The following is an 18,119-nucleotide window of genomic DNA, read 5'->3' on the forward strand; positions in this document are numbered from 1 at the left end:
TTTTTTAAGATGAAATTGCCGTTGGTTCTTGCTGTGGATCATCCTTCACAAACAGGATGCCAAGCTGATGATGCTCCCCTTCGTAAGAAGCACGTTTCTCAAATCTTGTCTGACCATTTAAGCCAATGATCTCGAGCTTTGTTAGAGCACGATTGGTTTGAAGGGCTTCATAAAATTCCGAAACGGTTTTGACTTCAATTCCATTCACTTTTGTGATGACTTCTCCGATCTCAAGCTTTAAATCAGCCGCTGGTGTATTTGGAATAATCCCCAGCACCATCAGCCCTTGATTACGCTTAGAGAAGTAGAACGGAGCAGCATTGTCATTGACCCTCTGTTTCCATGAGAGAAAGGCTCTTCCTATCACCGCAATCAATACAGCTCCCCAAGCAATCGGTTCAAACCAAATACTTGCAGCACCTAATAAGGCGACAGCGAGTCCGAGCATGAGAATACGCCGCGCTGTAATTTGAATACTAACAATTGGCAGTGAGCCTTGAATTCTCTGACCGAATCCGATGATATATGGAATCAAAATAAATGAAAAGCTTTGATCATGTACTTGAAGCACCGGCCACCATGGCAGAGAAGAAGTGAATTCACCTGCCGGCATCAGCAAAACAAGCGGTAAAAGCCACAGACGGTTTGCCCGCTGCTGACCAATTAAAAGTCCTCTCGCACTCATCACCATAGCAGGCGATGTACGTAAATGCGCCGTTCGATAGGCTAGAATCCCCTCCGTCATTAATAGAAGTCCTAGCAGAATGACAACGGCTGATGCATTCATCATTGAGAGCTGCGGCAGCCAAGAATGACTCACTTGGAAATGCATCAGTCCAAGTGCCGCAATAAAACTGAAACCGAGTGTGTATGCAGACGAAAGCGCACTCGCCTTAAAGAATAAAGAGAAAACGATGGTCATCGCTGCAATCAGCACGATGAATCCAGGGGGGAGGGCAATCCCTAAGCCTACTGAAATAACGGATAGGCAAATCCCTAGAATCCATCCCTTTGAATATGTAAATTTAAGTTCATCGTATACATCTTCTATTCTTGTTTGAAACGCTTTTCTCTCCCGCTTTACGCGGATGTAGCCATGCAATAGGCTGATTAATATCATGAAATAAAAAAGAGGATGGATTAAAAACAGACCGACCGCTTTTAATCCAGCTCCCATCCACTCCGAGCTCATTATCGTTCACCGCCCAAGTCAAGCATTTTCTCTTATTCTATCAAATAAATCGATGCTTGACATCAGGTTTATTTCTCCTGATTCATCCAAAGTGTGACATTCGACAGTGAAAAATCTTTTAAGTAGTGATTGACATCTACATCTAGTATGCCGCCGAGCAGCTGCATCGACCTCTTGATGTCGGTTAAGTTTATACCAAGTCTCTTATGATTATCCATTAAATAATTGAAGTATATCTCAGCACAGTCTTCATCGATTTCGTCGACTGATTCTACCGTTGTGTAATTGACCAAGTACCTGCTTAACAGCATGAGCAGACTTAATGCCTTTGTAGCGGAAAACGTCACATCTTTCGTACGACTCTTAAGTTCCTCTACCAACTCGTAATATTTTTTCTCTCTCACAATACTTGCCCTTTTCAATTGTGTACCCCCATTTACTAGTTCTTTTAAGAAAAGCGCAAACCTCGGTACAGCTTCATGCTCAAGCTGAATATCCGCAAAAAATAAAATATTTAAAATGAGTGCTACTTTTTATTGTAAGAATTATTTATGTAACATACAACTTTCAAAAGTTTCATTTTCATGACATGTTTAAATCAACAGAAAGTCTCTTATATACATATGTTATCGGGTAAAATTGAAGGAATGTTATGTTTTTTGTAAAATAAATGAATATATTTCTCGATATAATTTATTTTTAATCATAAATTATTACATGTTCATGACACTTATGAACCAAAAAAAAGAGGCTATTATTCGCCTCTTTATTTTTTAAGATATAGTGCTTTTAGTGCAGTCTGTAATTGAAGATCATTTTTTTCGTATGATTTCACTTCATCCACCATTTTGTTCATCATTTCCGCTGTTTTCAAATCAATGACACCTGATTTATCGAGATTGTATGTGCTTTGGAAGGCAAGTACGGCCTTTTTCGTTTCTTCATCAAAGTATCCATCTACTCTGCCAGGGTCAAATGACAATCCCTTTAACAGCGTCTGCGCTTGTCTCACTTCTTCATTGTTCATATCACGCTGAAGCGGTTCTTTTAGCTGAAGCGGACCTGCGGTAAAGTAATCCGGCTGATGAATCGCAATTGTCGGTACGACGCCTTTTTTGTGAATCCAATTGCCTTTTGGCGTGAGCCATTTATACAGCGTTAATTTAATATTACTTCCATCTCCCATCGGAACCGCCTGCTGCACAGTTCCTTTTCCAAAGGAGACATCACCGACGACTTCATACTTTCCAGCTTCTTTCATGGCTCCAGCAAGTATTTCCGAAGCGGAAGCACTGCCTTTATCAATTAAGACATTGACTGGGTAAGGCTTTTTTTCTTTCAGTTTTGAAAAATATCGTTTCCGGTCGCCATTCCGTTCTGCGATTTGAATATAAGGCTGATCCTTCGTAATAAAATGCTTCAAAATATCTTCCACACTTTGCAGATAGCCGCCAGGGTTTCCTCTCACATCCAGTACAAGGCCTTCTATGCCCTTTTTCTCGAGCTGTTTCAAGCTTGAAGTGAAATCCTTCGCCGTATCTTCAGAGAAGCTGGAGATCGCAATATAGCCTGTTTTATGACCATTTACCTCTTTTACAGAGGAAGTCACTGTTTCAAGCGGGATTTCTTCTCGTTTGATATGGAACGTTAGCTCTTTTTCAATCCCGTTTCGTTTGATTGTTAAGGCGACAGACGTTCCTTTTTTTCCTCTTATTTTCAGTACAGCATCGTTTAAGCTTTTTTCTTTCATCGGCTCACCGTCTATGCTGATGACTTCATCTTTCGGCTTTAGACCTGCTTTTGCCGCAGGGGATTTTTTAAAGGCGGAGACAATAATGATCTTTCCTTCATCCATCCCCACTTCTGCCCCAATTCCCTCAAAGGAAGAATCAAGCGAATCAGAAAATTGCTTTGCGGTTTGCTTGTCCATGTATACTGAATACGGATCGTTTAAAGTCGAAAGCATTCCTTGGATCGCGCCTTCAAGCAGCTTTTGCCGATCCACTTCCTCTACATATTCATTTGAAATAAGGTCATAGGCTTTCTCGATCTTTTCCATCCCATTCTCTTTCGCCTTATCACTTGATTGAGCTTGTCCAGCCATTGCAGCTGCTGCTTGCGGTGACTCCGCATGAGTTCCCTCTTTATGCGTCATCACACCTGCACTTATTAAGAGAACGACACTTGCCATAATAGATGCGATTTGTTTTTTCATATTTGGCCTCCTTCTTCAACTCTTCCTGATGACCTGAGTTATTATATGCCAGAAGAAGGGATTTCATGTAAAGACATTCTCCCGTGAAGGCTTGACGAATCATTTTATTAGGTGTAATTTTTATTTTGTTATGATTGAGAAGGAGTCTTCGCTATGTATATTATCTTGACGATGCTTTTATTAGGAATTTTATTAGGTTTTGTAGGAGCAGGCGGGGCAGGATTTGTCATCGCATTGCTTACGTTAATTTTTGATATCCCTATCCATACAGCACTCGGGACGTCATTAGCCGCCATGGCATTTACGACACTATCAGGTGCATACAGCCACTACCGGGAAGGGAACATTCAGCTGAAATCTGGTTTGATTGTCGGGGCACTTGCTTGTATCGCTTCTTTTGCCGGGGCTAAGGTTGCTCCTTTTATTCCAGAAGAGAGTCTGCACTATTTAACAGCAGGGATGCTTTTTTTATCCGCTGTTTTTATGATGATCAAACTATTTGTTCTTAATGAAGAGGCTGAGCAGCAGCCGCTTTCTTCTCGTCAGCTGATGACAAGAGGCATTATTTTAGGCCTTGTGTCTGGGATGCTGTCAGGCATGTTTGGTATCGGGTCTGCACCATTCATTCAAGTAGGACTTTTGATTTTACTGAAGCTGTCGATTAGGCAAGCCGTTGGCACGACCATGCTTGTCATTATTCCGATTTCCATCGGCGGTGGAATTGGATATATTTCAGAGGGCTATGTTGATTTTATCCTGCTGATCCAAATATTAATTGGCACCGTATTAGGCGCATTTATCGGCGCGAAATTCACACGCCTTGCACCGAAGCTCTTATTGAAATCAGCTGTTCTGTTAACACCTATTATTGCCGGATTACTGCTGTTATTTTAATTCTAACTAGATCAAAAAAGCCGATAACATCATGTTATCGGCTTTTTGATTAGCGGATATATTGCGCTGGATTGACTGCATTTGATTTTGCGCCATTCCATAATCCTTTATGAATTTCAAAGTGAAGATGCTGACCATGCGATTGGCCGGTATTTCCCATATATCCAAGGAATTGTCCTTGTTCGACTCTCTGTCCTGTTGACACACTTCTTGTAGACAGGTGGGCGTATACAGTTTGATATGTCTGTCCATTGATATTGTGCGTAATGAACACAACATTTCCGTAGCTCGATGAGTAGCTGGAGTTCGTGACTGTTCCAGATGCTGCTGCATAGACAGGAACTGTGCCTTTTGCTGCAATATCTAATCCGAAGTGGTTTCCGCCAGAACGTCCGCCAAAGCCAGATGAGAAACGTCCTGCAGCTGGTTTAATAAAGCCAGAGCTGCTTGCTGGTGTATCAGACACTTGATCTGAGCCGCCGCTGTGAGGTGCAGGTCCATTTTTTTCAGCTGCTTGTTTTGCTTTCTTCGCTTCTTCCTTTTGTCGGTGTGCTTCCTCAGATTTCACAGCCGCTTTTTGATTCGCTAGGATTTCTTGTTCATTCTCAAGCTTGCCTAGTTCATCATGAGCATGATTTTTTTTATCTGTCACATCACCTAAAATGTGTTCTTTTTCTTTGTGCTTCTTAGATAAATCTTTTTTCAGTGCTTCTAGCTCTTTCAGAGATGTTTCAAGTCCGCTTAGCTGATTATTTAGCTCTGCTTCTTTTTGCTCCACCAGCTTTAAATCATTTTCATGTTCTGTAATCATGTCTTTGTCTGCTTCGACAATCGTTGTGACAGCCCCAACACGACCGACAAAATCACTAAAGCTGCGAGCACCTAGCAGCACATCTAAATAGTTGATCGTACCGCCGCTTTTTTGCATTGAACGAATTCGGTCTTTGAAAATGGCTTTTCTTTTTTCAATTCGCTCATTGATGACTTGAATGTCTTTTTTTAGCTTCTTGATCTCTTGCTTCGTTTTTTTAACTTCTTTCTCTTTTTCAGCGACTTTTTCAGTTGCAGTACTTACCTTTTGGTCAATTTGTTCAATTTCTTTCTTGAGCTTTGATTCTTTCTTTTCAAGCTTTGCCAGCTCTGACTTCTTCTTCTTCAAGCTTGATTCAGTCTTCGATGTTTTCTCTTCGATTTGTTGACGTTTTTGATCTAGGTCTTCGTATGCGAATGCACGATTCTCGTTCCCTGGAATGTATAGCCACGTTGTTCCAATAAACGCTGCCATTCCAGCCATCATCAGCTTTCTTTTCAAAACGATATTCCCCTCCCATGACAACTGTCGACATGAAGAGCCGACCGGATGAATCGGGTCAACCGGTCACATCTTCTATAGAATCCTCGAATGCTGCCATCAAAATATATTTATACTTTTAAGAATTTACGGATAGACGTTAAGCTTCCCCATACACCAATGATTGCACCGATCACTAGCAGGACCAGTGATACTTGATAGACAAACGGATTGTATGGAAGCATTGAAATAAATGAGCCTTGTACTCTCGGTGCGACCCAGCCAACTGCATATTGATACGTGCCAAGCAATAGGGCAATTGGTATAATGGAACCAAATACACCAAGCAATAATCCTTCAATGAAGAATGGCCAGCGGATAAACCAGTTCGTTGCACCTACCAGCTTCATAATCTCAATTTCTTTACGTCTAGCAAAAATCGTAATTTTGATCGTATTGGAGATTAAGAACATAGCTGTAAATAACAGCCCAATAATGAGCACAATGCCGACATTACGCGCTACTCCAACTACATTGAAGAGTCGGCTGACCTCTTCTTTCCCATAGGTTACTTTATATGTACCCTTTAGGTTTTCTAATTTCTTCGCTACTTTTGGTGTATCGTGAGGATCTGTTGTTTTCACAATAAACGCATCGTTTAATGGATTTTCTTGATCAACAAGTCCCATGGATTGTCCATTTTCTCCAAAGCTTTTAATCAGTGCTTTCAGTTCGTCATCCTTAGATGAGTACTTCACATTACTGATTTCAGGAATCTTTTCAATTTCTGCTTTTAATTCATCCTGCTGCTTTTGATTCGCCGTTAATTCGATTAATACTTTTACTTCTACTTCTTTTTCAGCGTTCGATGCCATGTTATTCAAGTTGAGCATAATCACAAGGAAAACCCCAACTAAAATCAATGTGACAGTAACCGCACTAATTGATGCAAATGTCATCCACGTGTTTCTTCCAAGTGAACGGAAGCTCTCACGTAAATGCCGCGAGAGAGTTTTAATCATAAATTCCGTACTCCCCTCTTGCTTCGTCACGCACAATCATTCCATCTTCGATTGCGATGACGCGTTTCTTCATGGTGTTTACAATTTCTTTGTTGTGTGTCGCCATAACCACTGTTGTTCCGCGGTTATTAATCTCTTCGAGCGTCTTCATGATTTCCCAAGAAGTGTCTGGATCAAGGTTTCCTGTCGGCTCATCTGCAATGACGACCTCAGGGCTATTAACAATCGAGCGGGCGATAGACACACGCTGCTGTTCACCGCCGGACAGCTGGTCAGGAAATTGACGCGCTCTGTGCTTTAGCTGAACCAGATCGAGAACATCAAGCACTTTTTTCTTAATGATATGAGGCTGTTCACCAATCACTTCAAGAGCAAATGCCACGTTCTCAAACACAGTAAGAGTTGGAAGCAGCTTGAAATCTTGGAATACTACGCCAATTTCTCTTCTTACGTAAGGAATTTCTTTTTCCTTCATTGATCCTAAATCTTTGTTATTAATTAAGATTTGCCCTTTGGTTGGCTTCTCTTCACGATACATCATTTTGATGAAAGTGGATTTACCAGCACCACTTGGACCAACAACATACACAAACTCTCCTGGATGGATAGAGACATTGATTCCATTGATCGCCTTTACGCCATTAGGATAGATCTTGTAGACTTCCTTCATTTGAATCATGTAATCACCTAATCTTTTCTTATTCGCTGACTAACAGCTTATCATGATGTTTTGACACTTCTCGTCAAAAAACGTTATGTATGGTCACGCACATACCCTTCGATACTTACTAACAATTTATGTCCTTTTCATCCAAAAAGATGAAAAAATTGAATCGTCTAAATTTCAACAACTCCAATTATACGTCATGAATCGACGCAATGGTATTACATTTATATTTCAAAACTTATAAATAAAAGGTAAATAGAACAATCAAAACCGAAAAACGTGCCTTTATACCCTTATTTTTTAAATAAAATTTAATATAATGCGTTTTCATACTATCTAAAAGTCTTTTTCTACATATAAAAAAACAAAAAAACCTTGTCGATTAGACAAAGGTTTTATTTTTTCTCTGCAAGCCATTTTGCTACTTCTTTTGCTTGCTTCTCATCTACCATACCGCTTGGCATAGAGCCTTTACCATTTTGCGCAATATCTGCGATTTGGCTTTCATTATATTTCTTCCCTACTTCTTTCAGGCTTGGTCCGCCTCCGCCAGATAGGTCTTTCCCATGACAGCCAATACAGTTTTGCTGATAGATCTCCTCACCACTGCTCACAGATGAAGCACTTTTGCTGCCTTCTTTGTCACTGCTGCTTGAATTTCCTCCACAAGCCGCGAGAACAAGAAGCATCGCTGCAAATAGCATCGTTAATCCGCTTTTTTTCATCTATTTCCCTCCCTTACAATCATTTGGTCAACGCTATTATATCCTTGTTTATGCCCTTTTAAAACCCTCACCAAGCACCTCTTTTGCATCCATCACGATGACAAATGCAGATGCATCGATTGCTTTCACCACTTGTTTCAACTTTGTGAATTGTGACTGCCCAACGACACACATCAAAATTGGGCGGTCATGATCGGTATATCCTCCGACTGCTGAGATCTTCGTCACACCGCGGTCAATTTGATCAAAAACCGCCTGTCTGACCTCATCTTCATGCCCTGTAATGATCATTGCCATTTTTGAATGACTGAAGCCAGCCTGTACCACATCAATCGTTTTACTAGAAATAAACACACCAATGACCGCGTACAGCCCCTCTTCAATTCCAAAGACCGTCATCGCAGCCAGAACAATCAAGCCATCCATCATCGCTAAACAGGTGCCTAGCGTGAGTCCTGTGTACTTATTGATGATTTTGGCAGCGAGTGCTGTTCCACCCGTTGATCCATTCCCAAGGAACACGAGCCCTATTCCGATCCCAATGACCACACCGCCAAATATAGCCGCCAGCAGTGCTTCATGTGTGACAGGTGCAATATGTCTTGTGACAAACACCATGAAAGGTAAAAAAATCGAGCCAACGAGTGTTTTCACTCCAAATGTACCGCCTAATAAATAAAAGCCAGCGATAAACAGGGGAATATTAAGCCCCCATTGCACATACGCCGCTTCAAAGCCGAATGACTGCATAATGGTACTAATGCCGCTCACACCGCCTGCTGCAATCTGATTCGGTAATAATAACGTATTAAAACCAATCGCCACGATGGCAGATCCGATTAAAATGAACAAATAATTTTTCACTTCGATCCAAAATTGTGAATGTCCCTGCTTCATGTCTTTCTTCCTCCGTTACTTCTGAATGCACACCTATTTTAATCCCTCTTAAAACGATTGTAAATAACAGCCAAATGCAGTGCTAATGGATTAATACTTTATCACACAGACGGAATAGCGTACTTGCCGGTTGGCATAGGATGAATTGATGGTATATTTAATATGTACATGAGAAAGAAGGGGCATGCGATGAAGAAAATACTGAAGATAACAGGTATGACATTACTTGCACTGATCATCTTAGCTTTTGGTGCTTTCTATACATGGAGCCGCTTTACATATGGACCATCAGAAGCATTAAAAAAACAAGTAAACATGGAGCAAGTGGAACATAAAAACAATGTTTATACATTTGAAGCATCAAAAAGTGATACTGGCATCATTCTCTATCCTGGGGCAAAGGTGGAACCACTTGCGTATGCCTATATCGGGGATACGCTGATGAAAAAAGGCTACTCTGTCTTTATCCCTGACATGCCATTTTCCTTTGCGATCTTCAATCCAAACAAAGCGCAGGACATCATCAAAGATCACCAATCGATCAAACACTGGTATATTGGCGGACATTCACTTGGCGGGGCAGCTGCCGCTATGTTTGCAGAAAAAAATCAGAGCAAGCTCGATGGACTCTTTTTCCTAGCATCTTATCCAGCATCAGATGACCTGAAACAATCGTCACTAAAAATCCTCTCTATTTCAGGTGAAAAGGATGGGCTGGCAACACAAGAAAAAATCAAAAAATCGAAAGCAAATCTGCCGTCTCAAACCGTTTTTCATGAAATAAAAGGCGGGAATCATGCGCAGTTTGGCATGTATGGCAAACAAAAAGGGGATCAGCCAGCGGACATTCCAGCCCTGTCGCAGCAAAATGATCTCATCCAGACAATGGTTGACTGGCTGAAGCCAGCAAAAAAGCTCCCATAATAGGAGCTTTTCATTTTTTATTTTTTTGTCACCTCTAAAAATTCTTCAGCATCTGCTACAGCCAAACGAATGGCTTCTTCCCAAAATGCTTTTTGGGTAAGGTCAACGCCTAGATGCTTTTTGGCTAAATCTTCTACTGTCATTGAAGCAGTATCCTTTAATAATGCAATGTATTTCTCTTCAAACGATGTACCAGCCTGCAATGCTTTTGCGTAAATTCCTAACGAGAACATGTATCCAAAGGTGTATGGAAAATTATAAAATGGAACATTCGTGATATGGAAATGCAGCTTAGAAGCCCAGAAATGCGGATGGTATTCATCTAATGAGTCACCGAACGCTTCCTTCTGCGCTTCGACCATCAATTCATTCAATCTGTCAGCCGGCACTTCTCCTTGTTTACGCTCTTCATAAAAGCGCTGTTCAAATAAGAAACGAGATTGAATGTTCATGAAGAAAGCTACACTGCGCTGCAGCTTATCCTCTAACAGGCTGAGCCGCTCCTCTTCATTTGCCGCTTCTTTTAATGAGGCATCAGCTACAATCATTTCTGCGAATGTCGACGCTGTTTCAGCTACATTCATTGCGTATTTGCGATTCAGAATGCGAACATCCTGCATCACTTCCTGATGAAACGAATGACCAAGCTCATGCGCTAGTGTCGCCACATTGGATGGACTTCCTGAGAAAGTCATAAAAATACGTGATTCTCCGCTGTCAGGGAAATTTGTACAAAAGCCGCCTACCCGTTTGTTTGGACGGTCCTCAGCTTCTACCCAGCGTTCATTAAAGGCTTTTTCTGTAAAAGCAGCGAGCTCTTCTCCAAATCCTGCGAAATGTTTCACAATAAAAGCAGCTGCTTCTTGATAAGGATAGATTTTGGTCTCACTGCCGATAGGAGCCCCAACATCGAACCAGCTCAGCTTATCCACTCCAAGCATGTCAGCTTTTCGGTGTAAATAATCAATGAATGGCTGCTTATGTTCATCAATCACAGACCACATTGCATCAAGGGTTTCTTGTTTCATCCGGCAAATTTCAAGCGGTTCTTTTAAAATGTGATCCCAGCCCCTTGCTTCATACACTTGCAAACGAAAACCAGCAAGGTGATTGAGCGTACTAGCAAATAAATGTTCATCCTGCTTCCATGCATGCTCTAGGTTGTGATAAACGGCCTTTCTGACTTCACGATCTGAATCATCCATAGCATTTTCTGCTTGGCCTACAGAGATCATCTGCGTTTCTCCATGCTGTTCAAACGGAATGGTGATTTTATTGACTAAGCTGGAATAAAGCTCATCCCACGCATGGTACCCATCTACAGCCAGCTTTTGAATCAGCGTTTCTTGTTCAACAGGTAATTGATCCTTCACACGGTCTCTTCGCTCATTTAATATGTAGCGGACATCTGAAAAGGCTGCTGAATTCATCAATTCTTCCCACTTGTTTGCAGGGATAGCAGCTAGCGCTTGATCAAACAGTGCAAGGATGGTTCCTAAATCAGCTTCTAGGTTGGCAATCGTACCTCGAAGGCTGCCTGCCTTCATATCCTTCGTATTTTGAGCTTGTAGACAGGATACAAATGAACCTGCTTGAGACAATTTTTTATATGTAGTTTCATACGCGTCAAGGACAGACGTTAATTGGCTTTCAATGTGTGTATCTTCTTTTGAAAAGGCATCCACCTTTTGTCGTAATTCATCTAGTAGCTGCTGAATGTTTTGCAGGTATGTCTTAAATTCTGGTGAAGAACTGCCTCCTTTAAAAAAGGCATCTAAATCCCACGTTTCTTGCAATGGTGTTAATCCCAAAATATTTCCCCCTTTATTTGCTAATTTCATCATACAAAGGATATAGAATCAGTATGTCGTATGCATACCTTTATATTCATTATATTTTCTCACAATTAAAAAAACCCGGCAAGAAGCCGAGTTTTTATGATAATTTCGAACGTAGGTACGCATCGATAAATGAATCTAAATCTCCATCCATCACCGCTTGAACATTTCCCATCTCCGTATTGGTTCGATGGTCTTTCACAAGAGAATAAGGGTGGAATACATAAGAGCGGATTTGGCTTCCCCAGCCAATTTCTTTCTGCTCTCCTCTGATTTCATCCAATTCTGCCTGCTGTTCTTCGATCCGTTTTTGATAAAGTTTCGATTTCAGCATTTTCATCGCACGTTCTCTGTTTTTAATTTGTGATCTTTCTGTTTGGCACGTCACGACGACATTCGTCGGAATGTGTGTGATACGAACAGCAGAGTCCGTCGTATTGACGTGCTGCCCGCCAGCTCCGCTTGCACGATACGTATCTACCTTGATATCCTCTGTCCGAATATCAATATCAATTTCTTCATTGAATTCCGGCATGACATCACAGGAAACGAAGGATGTATGTCTGCGGCCAGAAGAATCAAAAGGAGAAATACGAACCAAACGGTGGACACCTTTTTCAGCTTTTAAGTAACCGTACGCGTTATGCCCTTTGATAAGCAAAGTCACAGACTTAATTCCTGCTTCATCACCTGGAAGGTAATCAAGCGTTTCGACCTTAAAGCCTCTGCGCTCTGCCCAGCGAGTGTACATTCGCAGAAGCATAGAACCCCAGTCCTGAGATTCAGTTCCGCCTGCACCTGGGTGAAGTTCAAGAATGGCATTGTTTTTATCATAAGGTTCGCTTAAGAGAAGCTGCAGCTCAAATTCGTTAAACTGCTTCGTTAAGTTCTTCAGCTCTTTTTCAAGCTCTGCATGAAGCTCCTCGTCATAATCTTCCTTTAATAAGTCATGCGTCATTTGCAGCTCTTCATGTGATTCACTGAGCTCATGGTAGGAATTCACAGAATCCTTCAGTGCATTGGCTTCATTGATAACGCCTTGAGCCTTTTGCTGATCATTCCAAAAATCAGCCTCTGACATCGTCGCTTCAAGCTCTGCGATTTTGGCCTCTTTTGTTTCTAAGTCAAAGAGACCCCCTAAAATCAGCTAGCCTGCTAGCCATATTTTCAAGCTCTTGTCTAATTTCTACTAATTCCATATCCTTCACCTCATAGATGTATGGGGGCTGACATGAATAGAAAGAGGTTTTCACCTCTTTCCATTACTTATTCTGTCTTCCCATGACAATTTTTATATTTCTTGCCGCTTCCGCAGTGACATGGGGAGTTTCGTCCAATGTCTACGACTTTACGTACCGGCTTCTTCTTCACTGTCTTCTCCTCATCGCCCTCTTGCGGCTGATGAGCCGTTGTTTGACCTTGAACCACTTCTTCACGTTCTAGGTTGTTTTGGATTTCTGATTTCAAGACATACTTGGCCACGTCATCTTCAATTGAAGCAACCATATGCTCAAACATCGCAAATCCTTCCATTTGGTATTCACGAAGCGGATTCGTTTGTGCGTACGCACGTAAATGAATCCCTTGACGCAGCTGATCCATTGCATCGATATGGTCCATCCACTTCGAATCCACCGCACGAAGAACGATGACTTTTTCAAATTCACGCATTTGTTCTTCGCCAAATGTTTCTTCTTTTGCATCGTATTTATCTTTAATACGATCCATGATGAAGGTTGTGATTTCATCTGCTTCTTTACCGAAGATATCTTTGACCGTAATGGCACCTTCGTCTAAATAGTTCGTGTTGATTAATTCAACAAGACCATCTAGTTTCCATTCTTCAGGCAGCTCTTCTTTTGGCGTATAAGATCCCACCGCACGCTCAATTGAAGATTGGATCATATTGATGACAATTGATTTTAAGTTGTCAGAATCGATCACTTCAAAACGCTGTTTGTAGATTACTTCACGCTGTTGACGAAGCACATCGTCATATTGCAGAAGCTGCTTACGGGAATCAAAGTTGTTCCCCTCTACACGTTTTTGAGATGATTCAACGGCTTTAGACACCATTTTACTTTGGATTGGTGTAGAATCATCCATGCCAAAGCGGTCAAGCATCGCCATCGTCCGCTCTGCACCAAATCGGCGCATCAATTCATCTTCCATTGAGAGATAGAATTGGGTAATCCCTGGGTCTCCTTGACGTCCAGAACGTCCGCGAAGCTGGTTATCAATACGACGGGATTCATGACGCTCTGTCCCGATAACAGCCAGACCTCCAAGTTCTTTTACACCTTCGCCAAGCTTGATGTCTGTACCACGTCCTGCCATGTTTGTCGCAATGGTCACAGCACCTTTTTGACCAGCCTCTTCAATAATTTGTGCTTCACGCTCATGGTTTTTTGCGTTTAACACTTGATGAGGAATGCCTTTATTTTTAAGCAGCTTAGAAATAAGCTCAGATGTCTCAACTGCAACTGTTCCGACAAGAACTGGCTGCCCTGTCATATAGCGCTGCGCAACATCCTCAGCCACTGCTTTAAATTTACCATCCATTGTGCGGTAAATTAAATCAGGTCTGTCATCACGAACAACTGGCTGGTTGGTCGGGATTGAGACAACCTGCATGTTGTAAATGTTACGGAATTCTTCTTCTTCCGTTTTTGCTGTACCAGTCATACCAGATAATTTTTCATACATACGGAAGTAGTTCTGGAACGTAATTGTTGCTAGTGTCATGCTTTCGTTCTGCACTTCAAGACCTTCTTTTGCCTCGATGGCTTGATGCAGACCTTCACTATAACGGCGTCCTTTCATTAAACGTCCTGTGAAGGAGTCAACGATGACTACTTGGCCTTCTTCTACTACATAATCCACGTCTTTTTGCATCGCAACATGTGCCTTCAGCGCCTGAGCGATGTGATGGTTCAGCGCGACATGTTTGACATCAAACAGGTTCTCAATGCCGAATGCTTTTTCCGCCTTCGTCATTCCGCTTTCAGTCAGCTGCACACTTTTTGTTTTAATATCATACGTGAAATCATCTTCGATTTTTAATGTGCGGACAAATGCATTGGCTTGTACATAAAGCTTTGTTGATTTCGCAGCTTGTCCAGAAATAATAAGAGGTGTTCTCGCTTCATCAATTAAAATGGAGTCAACCTCATCGATCACGGCATAATGCAGCGGTCTCTGAACCATTTGCTCTTTGTAAAGCACCATGTTATCCCGTAAATAGTCAAAGCCGAGTTCATTGTTTGTTGAATACGTGATATCAGCGGCATACGCTTCTCTTTTTTCATCTTTGTCTAAGCTGTTTAAGTTTAAGCCGACTGTTAAACCAAGAAACTCAAAAATTTTGCCCATTTCCTGCGCATCACGGCTTGCCAAATATTCGTTGACTGTCACGATGTGGACGCCTTTTCCAGAAAGAGCATTTAAATAAACAGGCATTGTTGATGTCAATGTTTTACCTTCACCTGTTTTCATTTCAGCGATGTTACCTTCGTGAAGCGCGATCCCCCCCATGAGCTGCACCTTAAATGGGAACATTCCTGTTACGCGGCGGGATGCCTCGCGAACCGTTGCAAATGCTTCAACCAGCAGGTCATCCACCGATTGTCCTTTTTCAAGTTTTTCTTTAAATTCAATCGTTTTATTTCGTAAAGCCTCGTCAGATAATTTTTCAAAATCTTGAGCGAGAGCTTCGATTTCATTTGCCTTTTTTTCATATCGGCTGATCGTACGTTTCGTAGGATCAAACACTTTGTTTAAGATTCCAAGCATATAATAACGCTCCTCTATTTCATGCAATTTTTCGGCATGTCCAAAAGTTTGACAGGTCCATATTTACCTGCATTTATCATACCATACCTTCTTTCATTTCCAAAGAATTTGCCATAATTTCGCACAAAAAACCCGCCCCTTATGAAGGGAACGGGTTTACTTTATTTAGGTTGTTTTTGAATCAGCATCAACTGATATTTAAGCGTTTGGCTCAATGAGTCCATATTTACCGTCATTTCGGCGATAAACCACATTGGTCAAATTCGTCTCAGCATTTGTGAAAACGAAGAAACTATGACCTAACATGTTCATTTGGAGAATGGCCTCTTCACTATCCATTGGCTTTAAGTTGAAACGTTTTTGTCTGACGATTTCTGTTTCATCAATCTCTTCGTCATCTTGAACTGCTACTTCAGCCGTACCATTTCCTCCAGCAAATAAGTGCTTTTTGGCACCTTGCTCGCGGAATTTACGGTTTACTTTTGTTTTGTGCTTTCTAATTTGACGTTCTAATTTACTGGCTGCTAGGTCTACTGCATTGTACATATCCTCATTATGCACCTCAGCTCGAAGTGCTAGATCAGTCATTGGAATGGTAACCTCAACTTTAGATTCTTGATCGTTGTAAAACTTCAAGTTCACGTTGACTGAAGCATCTACATCTGTCTCAAAATAACGCTCCAGCTTTCCAATTTTTTTCTCGACATGATCTCTTAGTGCAGGTGTTACGTCGATGTTTTCTCCTCTGACATTGTAATTCATGTAAAGAACGCCTCCTTTAAAATTAAGGATATGTAAACCTATTTCTACTTTTCCCTCCTTTTCTCCTGCTCAAACGTAAAAAAAATGTGAATATTTATTGAAATTTGTCGAATTTTGCGGTGCTTCAACTGTTGCTTGATAGGTGATGAATATATATTCGGCTGATTCTTGAAAAAGACCAGCGTACATTAAATGGTAAAAGATGAAATCGATGTTTTCAGCGATTGAGATAAGGATTTTAGATCCTCCGCAGCCGCTTTCATCTCTTCATTGGCCGCTAATGATTCTTCAACAGCAGCAGACATGTACTCTGTTTCTTCTGAGTTTCGTTTCGCACCTTCTTCAATGAAACCAACCGTTTGAGAAATTTCCTCTGTACTAGCAGAAATTTGTTCTGCAGTGGCTGACAGCTCTTCTGCTTTCATTGAAATATCACGAATAGATTCCAATATTTCATGGAAGCTTTGTTCAGATAATTGTGATACTTTTACACCCTCTGCTACATCCCGCTCAACCTTCGTCATCGATTGTGATGACCTTTCTGTATCTTTGTTCACGTTCTCGAGTAATTGACTAATTTGATCTGTCAACTGACTAGATTCTTCTGCCAGTTTCCTCACTTCATCTGCTACAACTGCAAAGCCTCTTCCATGTTCTCCCGCTCTTGCTGCTTCTATAGCTGCGTTTAAAGCAAGCAAATTCGTCTGGTCAGCAATGGCATGGATATGACCTAACAGATCTTGAATGCCTGTAAACTGCGCTTGCACATGGGCCATTGTGGAATGGTGTTCATTCACAGACTCTTTAATAGAACTCATTTGTTGCACAAATTGTTGAATAAGGGCGGCACCCTCTTCAGCCTTTTCAGTCACTGAAATTGAGTGACCCGAAACATCGGACGTGTGTACAGCTGCATTTTGCATGCCAGTCGACACTTCCTGAATGGCGGATGCCACTTTTCCGACCGCATCTGATTGTTCACGTGAAGCTTCACTGACCTGTTCAATCGAGCTAGATGTCTGCTCACTAGCCGATATCGTTTGACTGATGGTTTCCTCAAATTGAGCAGCAGAATCAGCAAGCTGTATTGATCCGCTTTGCACCTGCAAAATAAGCTGACGCAAATGAGCCGTCATTTGATTAAAGGCTGTGCCGAGTTGACCAATCTCATTTTTAGAGGTCACTTCAATCTCTTCAAGGGTAAGATCACCATCTGCCATCCTTTTTGCGGCATTTGTGACAGAAACAATTGGTTTTGTCATGCGATGAACAAATCTGATCCCAATCACCAAAAGGCCAACAATAATCGCTGCACTGACCAAAATGAGTGTAAGCAATAATTGATTACTATCTTGATTGAGCTGATTGATTTTTTGATCACGTTGTTTTAGCTGATTTTGAGCGAATTCTTTTGTAAAGGTATGTATTTCTTGTTCGATAGGTTGTAATTCTTGACTAAGGCGGGTGTTGAATTCTTTTTGGTTTTGCATATTTAATGAATTAAATAATCGATTTGTTGAGGTGTAGTAGAGATAATTTTTTTCTGAGATTTGATCTAATAGATTTTTTGCTTGTTTGACCGTACTCATTTTAGAAGCTTCTGCTGTTTTCTTATTAATATCTTCATATGTTTGCTCAATTTTCTGTAAATTTTCAGCATCTTGCACGACGACATATGTTTTAATCTGTGCTTCCTGCTTTTGCAGAAGAGTTTCTAATTCCAGCGATGTCTGATAAAGCTTCACTTCCTTGCTTAATAGCGCTTTATAGGATTGATCTGTTTTGTAATAGAGAAAGCTTGAGAATCCTAACATACTGACAAACAATACACATATGACAATAAGCCCAAATAAAAATTGATTTTTTAGTCTCATAATTTCCTCCGAATGGTCTGAATTGG

At 41.2% G+C, this 18,119-nt stretch carries 15 protein-coding genes; 2 read left to right on the plus strand and 13 right to left on the minus strand.

Going from position 1 to position 18,119, the window contains the following annotated elements:
* Nucleotides 1–4 precede the first annotated feature (4 nt).
* The 3 genes from AAYR28_RS16140 to AAYR28_RS16150 all read right to left on the minus strand — a co-directional run bounded on the left by AAYR28_RS16140 (nucleotide 5) and on the right by AAYR28_RS16150 (nucleotide 3,407).
* On the minus strand, nucleotides 5–1,192 hold the full coding sequence (locus AAYR28_RS16140; RefSeq protein ID WP_024426241.1) for a PDZ domain-containing protein: 1,188 nt from the start codon (nucleotides 1,190–1,192) through the stop codon (nucleotides 5–7).
* Between the two features lie 68 nt (nucleotides 1,193–1,260).
* Nucleotides 1,261–1,614, minus strand: a complete 354-nt coding sequence (locus tag AAYR28_RS16145) for a swarming motility protein SwrAA (RefSeq protein ID WP_007500014.1) — start codon at nucleotides 1,612–1,614, stop codon at nucleotides 1,261–1,263.
* A 344-nt stretch (nucleotides 1,615–1,958) separates the two neighbouring features.
* Complete coding sequence (locus AAYR28_RS16150) at nucleotides 1,959–3,407, minus strand: S41 family peptidase (RefSeq protein ID WP_034281075.1); 1,449 nt, start codon at nucleotides 3,405–3,407, stop codon at nucleotides 1,959–1,961.
* 153 nt (nucleotides 3,408–3,560) lie between these two features.
* Here AAYR28_RS16150 and AAYR28_RS16155 point away from each other — a divergent pair, with 153 nt between their 5' ends.
* Nucleotides 3,561–4,301, plus strand: coding sequence for a sulfite exporter TauE/SafE family protein (locus AAYR28_RS16155; protein ID WP_024423598.1), 741 nt, complete (start codon nucleotides 3,561–3,563; stop codon nucleotides 4,299–4,301).
* 49 nt (nucleotides 4,302–4,350) lie between these two features.
* Here AAYR28_RS16155 and AAYR28_RS16160 read toward each other — a convergent pair whose 3' ends face one another.
* The 5 genes from AAYR28_RS16160 to AAYR28_RS16180 form a co-directional block, all read right to left on the minus strand.
* A complete protein-coding gene (locus AAYR28_RS16160; protein ID WP_345808886.1) occupies nucleotides 4,351–5,613 on the minus strand; it encodes a murein hydrolase activator EnvC family protein in 1,263 nt (420 codons plus the stop codon).
* Between the two features lie 110 nt (nucleotides 5,614–5,723).
* Complete coding sequence (gene ftsX / locus AAYR28_RS16165) at nucleotides 5,724–6,614, minus strand: permease-like cell division protein FtsX (RefSeq protein WP_034281079.1); 891 nt, start codon at nucleotides 6,612–6,614, stop codon at nucleotides 5,724–5,726.
* Nucleotides 6,607–7,293: a cell division ATP-binding protein FtsE gene (gene ftsE, locus AAYR28_RS16170; RefSeq protein WP_024423601.1), complete on the minus strand. Its 687-nt coding sequence runs from the start codon at nucleotides 7,291–7,293 to the stop codon at nucleotides 6,607–6,609. The genes ftsX and ftsE overlap by 8 nt, the downstream gene beginning before the upstream one ends.
* A gap of 383 nt (nucleotides 7,294–7,676) precedes the next feature.
* Complete coding sequence (gene cccB / locus AAYR28_RS16175) at nucleotides 7,677–8,006, minus strand: cytochrome c551 (protein WP_024423602.1); 330 nt, start codon at nucleotides 8,004–8,006, stop codon at nucleotides 7,677–7,679.
* A gap of 48 nt (nucleotides 8,007–8,054) precedes the next feature.
* Complete coding sequence (locus tag AAYR28_RS16180; RefSeq protein WP_024426245.1) at nucleotides 8,055–8,903, minus strand: YitT family protein; 849 nt, start codon at nucleotides 8,901–8,903, stop codon at nucleotides 8,055–8,057.
* Between the two features lie 189 nt (nucleotides 8,904–9,092).
* Here AAYR28_RS16180 and AAYR28_RS16185 point away from each other — a divergent pair, with 189 nt between their 5' ends.
* Entirely contained in the window at nucleotides 9,093–9,827 is a 735-nt protein-coding gene (locus tag AAYR28_RS16185) for an alpha/beta fold hydrolase (RefSeq protein ID WP_120207788.1), read from the plus strand.
* A 17-nt stretch (nucleotides 9,828–9,844) separates the two neighbouring features.
* On the opposite strand, the gene AAYR28_RS16190 is transcribed toward AAYR28_RS16185, so the two are convergent.
* From AAYR28_RS16190 to AAYR28_RS16210, 5 genes are all read right to left on the minus strand, one after another.
* Nucleotides 9,845–11,638, minus strand: coding sequence for a M3 family oligoendopeptidase (locus AAYR28_RS16190; protein ID WP_081124900.1), 1,794 nt, complete (start codon nucleotides 11,636–11,638; stop codon nucleotides 9,845–9,847).
* Nucleotides 11,639–11,762: 124 nt separating this feature from the next.
* Nucleotides 11,763–12,864 (minus strand): peptide chain release factor 2 gene (gene prfB / locus AAYR28_RS16195; protein WP_098677688.1). Its coding sequence is split into 2 segments (ribosomal slippage): nucleotides 11,763–12,791 and nucleotides 12,793–12,864, totalling 1,101 coding nucleotides; the frame shifts between segments, so codons are not numbered across the junction.
* 67 nt (nucleotides 12,865–12,931) lie between these two features.
* A complete protein-coding gene (gene secA / locus AAYR28_RS16200) occupies nucleotides 12,932–15,457 on the minus strand; it encodes a preprotein translocase subunit SecA (protein ID WP_120207790.1) in 2,526 nt (841 codons plus the stop codon).
* A gap of 198 nt (nucleotides 15,458–15,655) precedes the next feature.
* Complete coding sequence (hpf, locus tag AAYR28_RS16205) at nucleotides 15,656–16,219, minus strand: ribosome hibernation-promoting factor, HPF/YfiA family (protein WP_024423608.1); 564 nt, start codon at nucleotides 16,217–16,219, stop codon at nucleotides 15,656–15,658.
* A 188-nt stretch (nucleotides 16,220–16,407) separates the two neighbouring features.
* Nucleotides 16,408–18,093, minus strand: a complete 1,686-nt coding sequence (locus tag AAYR28_RS16210; RefSeq protein WP_120207792.1) for a methyl-accepting chemotaxis protein — start codon at nucleotides 18,091–18,093, stop codon at nucleotides 16,408–16,410.
* Between the last annotated feature and the right edge of the window lie 26 nt (nucleotides 18,094–18,119).

The sequence above is a fragment of the Bacillus safensis genome (genome assembly GCF_039619585.1).
GTDB classification, from domain to species: domain Bacteria; phylum Bacillota; class Bacilli; order Bacillales; family Bacillaceae; genus Bacillus; species Bacillus safensis.

Coding starts and splice junctions, on each gene's coding strand:
- hpf (WP_024423608.1), bottom strand. CDS start 16,219: ATGAATTACAATGTCAGAGGAGAAAACATCGACGTAACACCTGCACTA.
- cccB (WP_024423602.1), bottom strand. CDS start 8,006: ATGAAAAAAAGCGGATTAACGATGCTATTTGCAGCGATGCTTCTTGTT.
- AAYR28_RS16180 (WP_024426245.1), bottom strand. CDS start 8,903: ATGAAGCAGGGACATTCACAATTTTGGATCGAAGTGAAAAATTATTTG.
- AAYR28_RS16210 (WP_120207792.1), bottom strand. CDS start 18,093: ATGAGACTAAAAAATCAATTTTTATTTGGGCTTATTGTCATATGTGTA.
- secA (WP_120207790.1), bottom strand. CDS start 15,457: ATGCTTGGAATCTTAAACAAAGTGTTTGATCCTACGAAACGTACGATC.
- AAYR28_RS16155 (WP_024423598.1), top strand. CDS start 3,561: ATGTATATTATCTTGACGATGCTTTTATTAGGAATTTTATTAGGTTTT.
- ftsX (WP_034281079.1), bottom strand. CDS start 6,614: ATGATTAAAACTCTCTCGCGGCATTTACGTGAGAGCTTCCGTTCACTT.
- AAYR28_RS16140 (WP_024426241.1), bottom strand. CDS start 1,192: ATGAGCTCGGAGTGGATGGGAGCTGGATTAAAAGCGGTCGGTCTGTTT.
- AAYR28_RS16150 (WP_034281075.1), bottom strand. CDS start 3,407: ATGAAAAAACAAATCGCATCTATTATGGCAAGTGTCGTTCTCTTAATA.
- AAYR28_RS16185 (WP_120207788.1), top strand. CDS start 9,093: ATGAAGAAAATACTGAAGATAACAGGTATGACATTACTTGCACTGATC.
- ftsE (WP_024423601.1), bottom strand. CDS start 7,293: ATGATTCAAATGAAGGAAGTCTACAAGATCTATCCTAATGGCGTAAAG.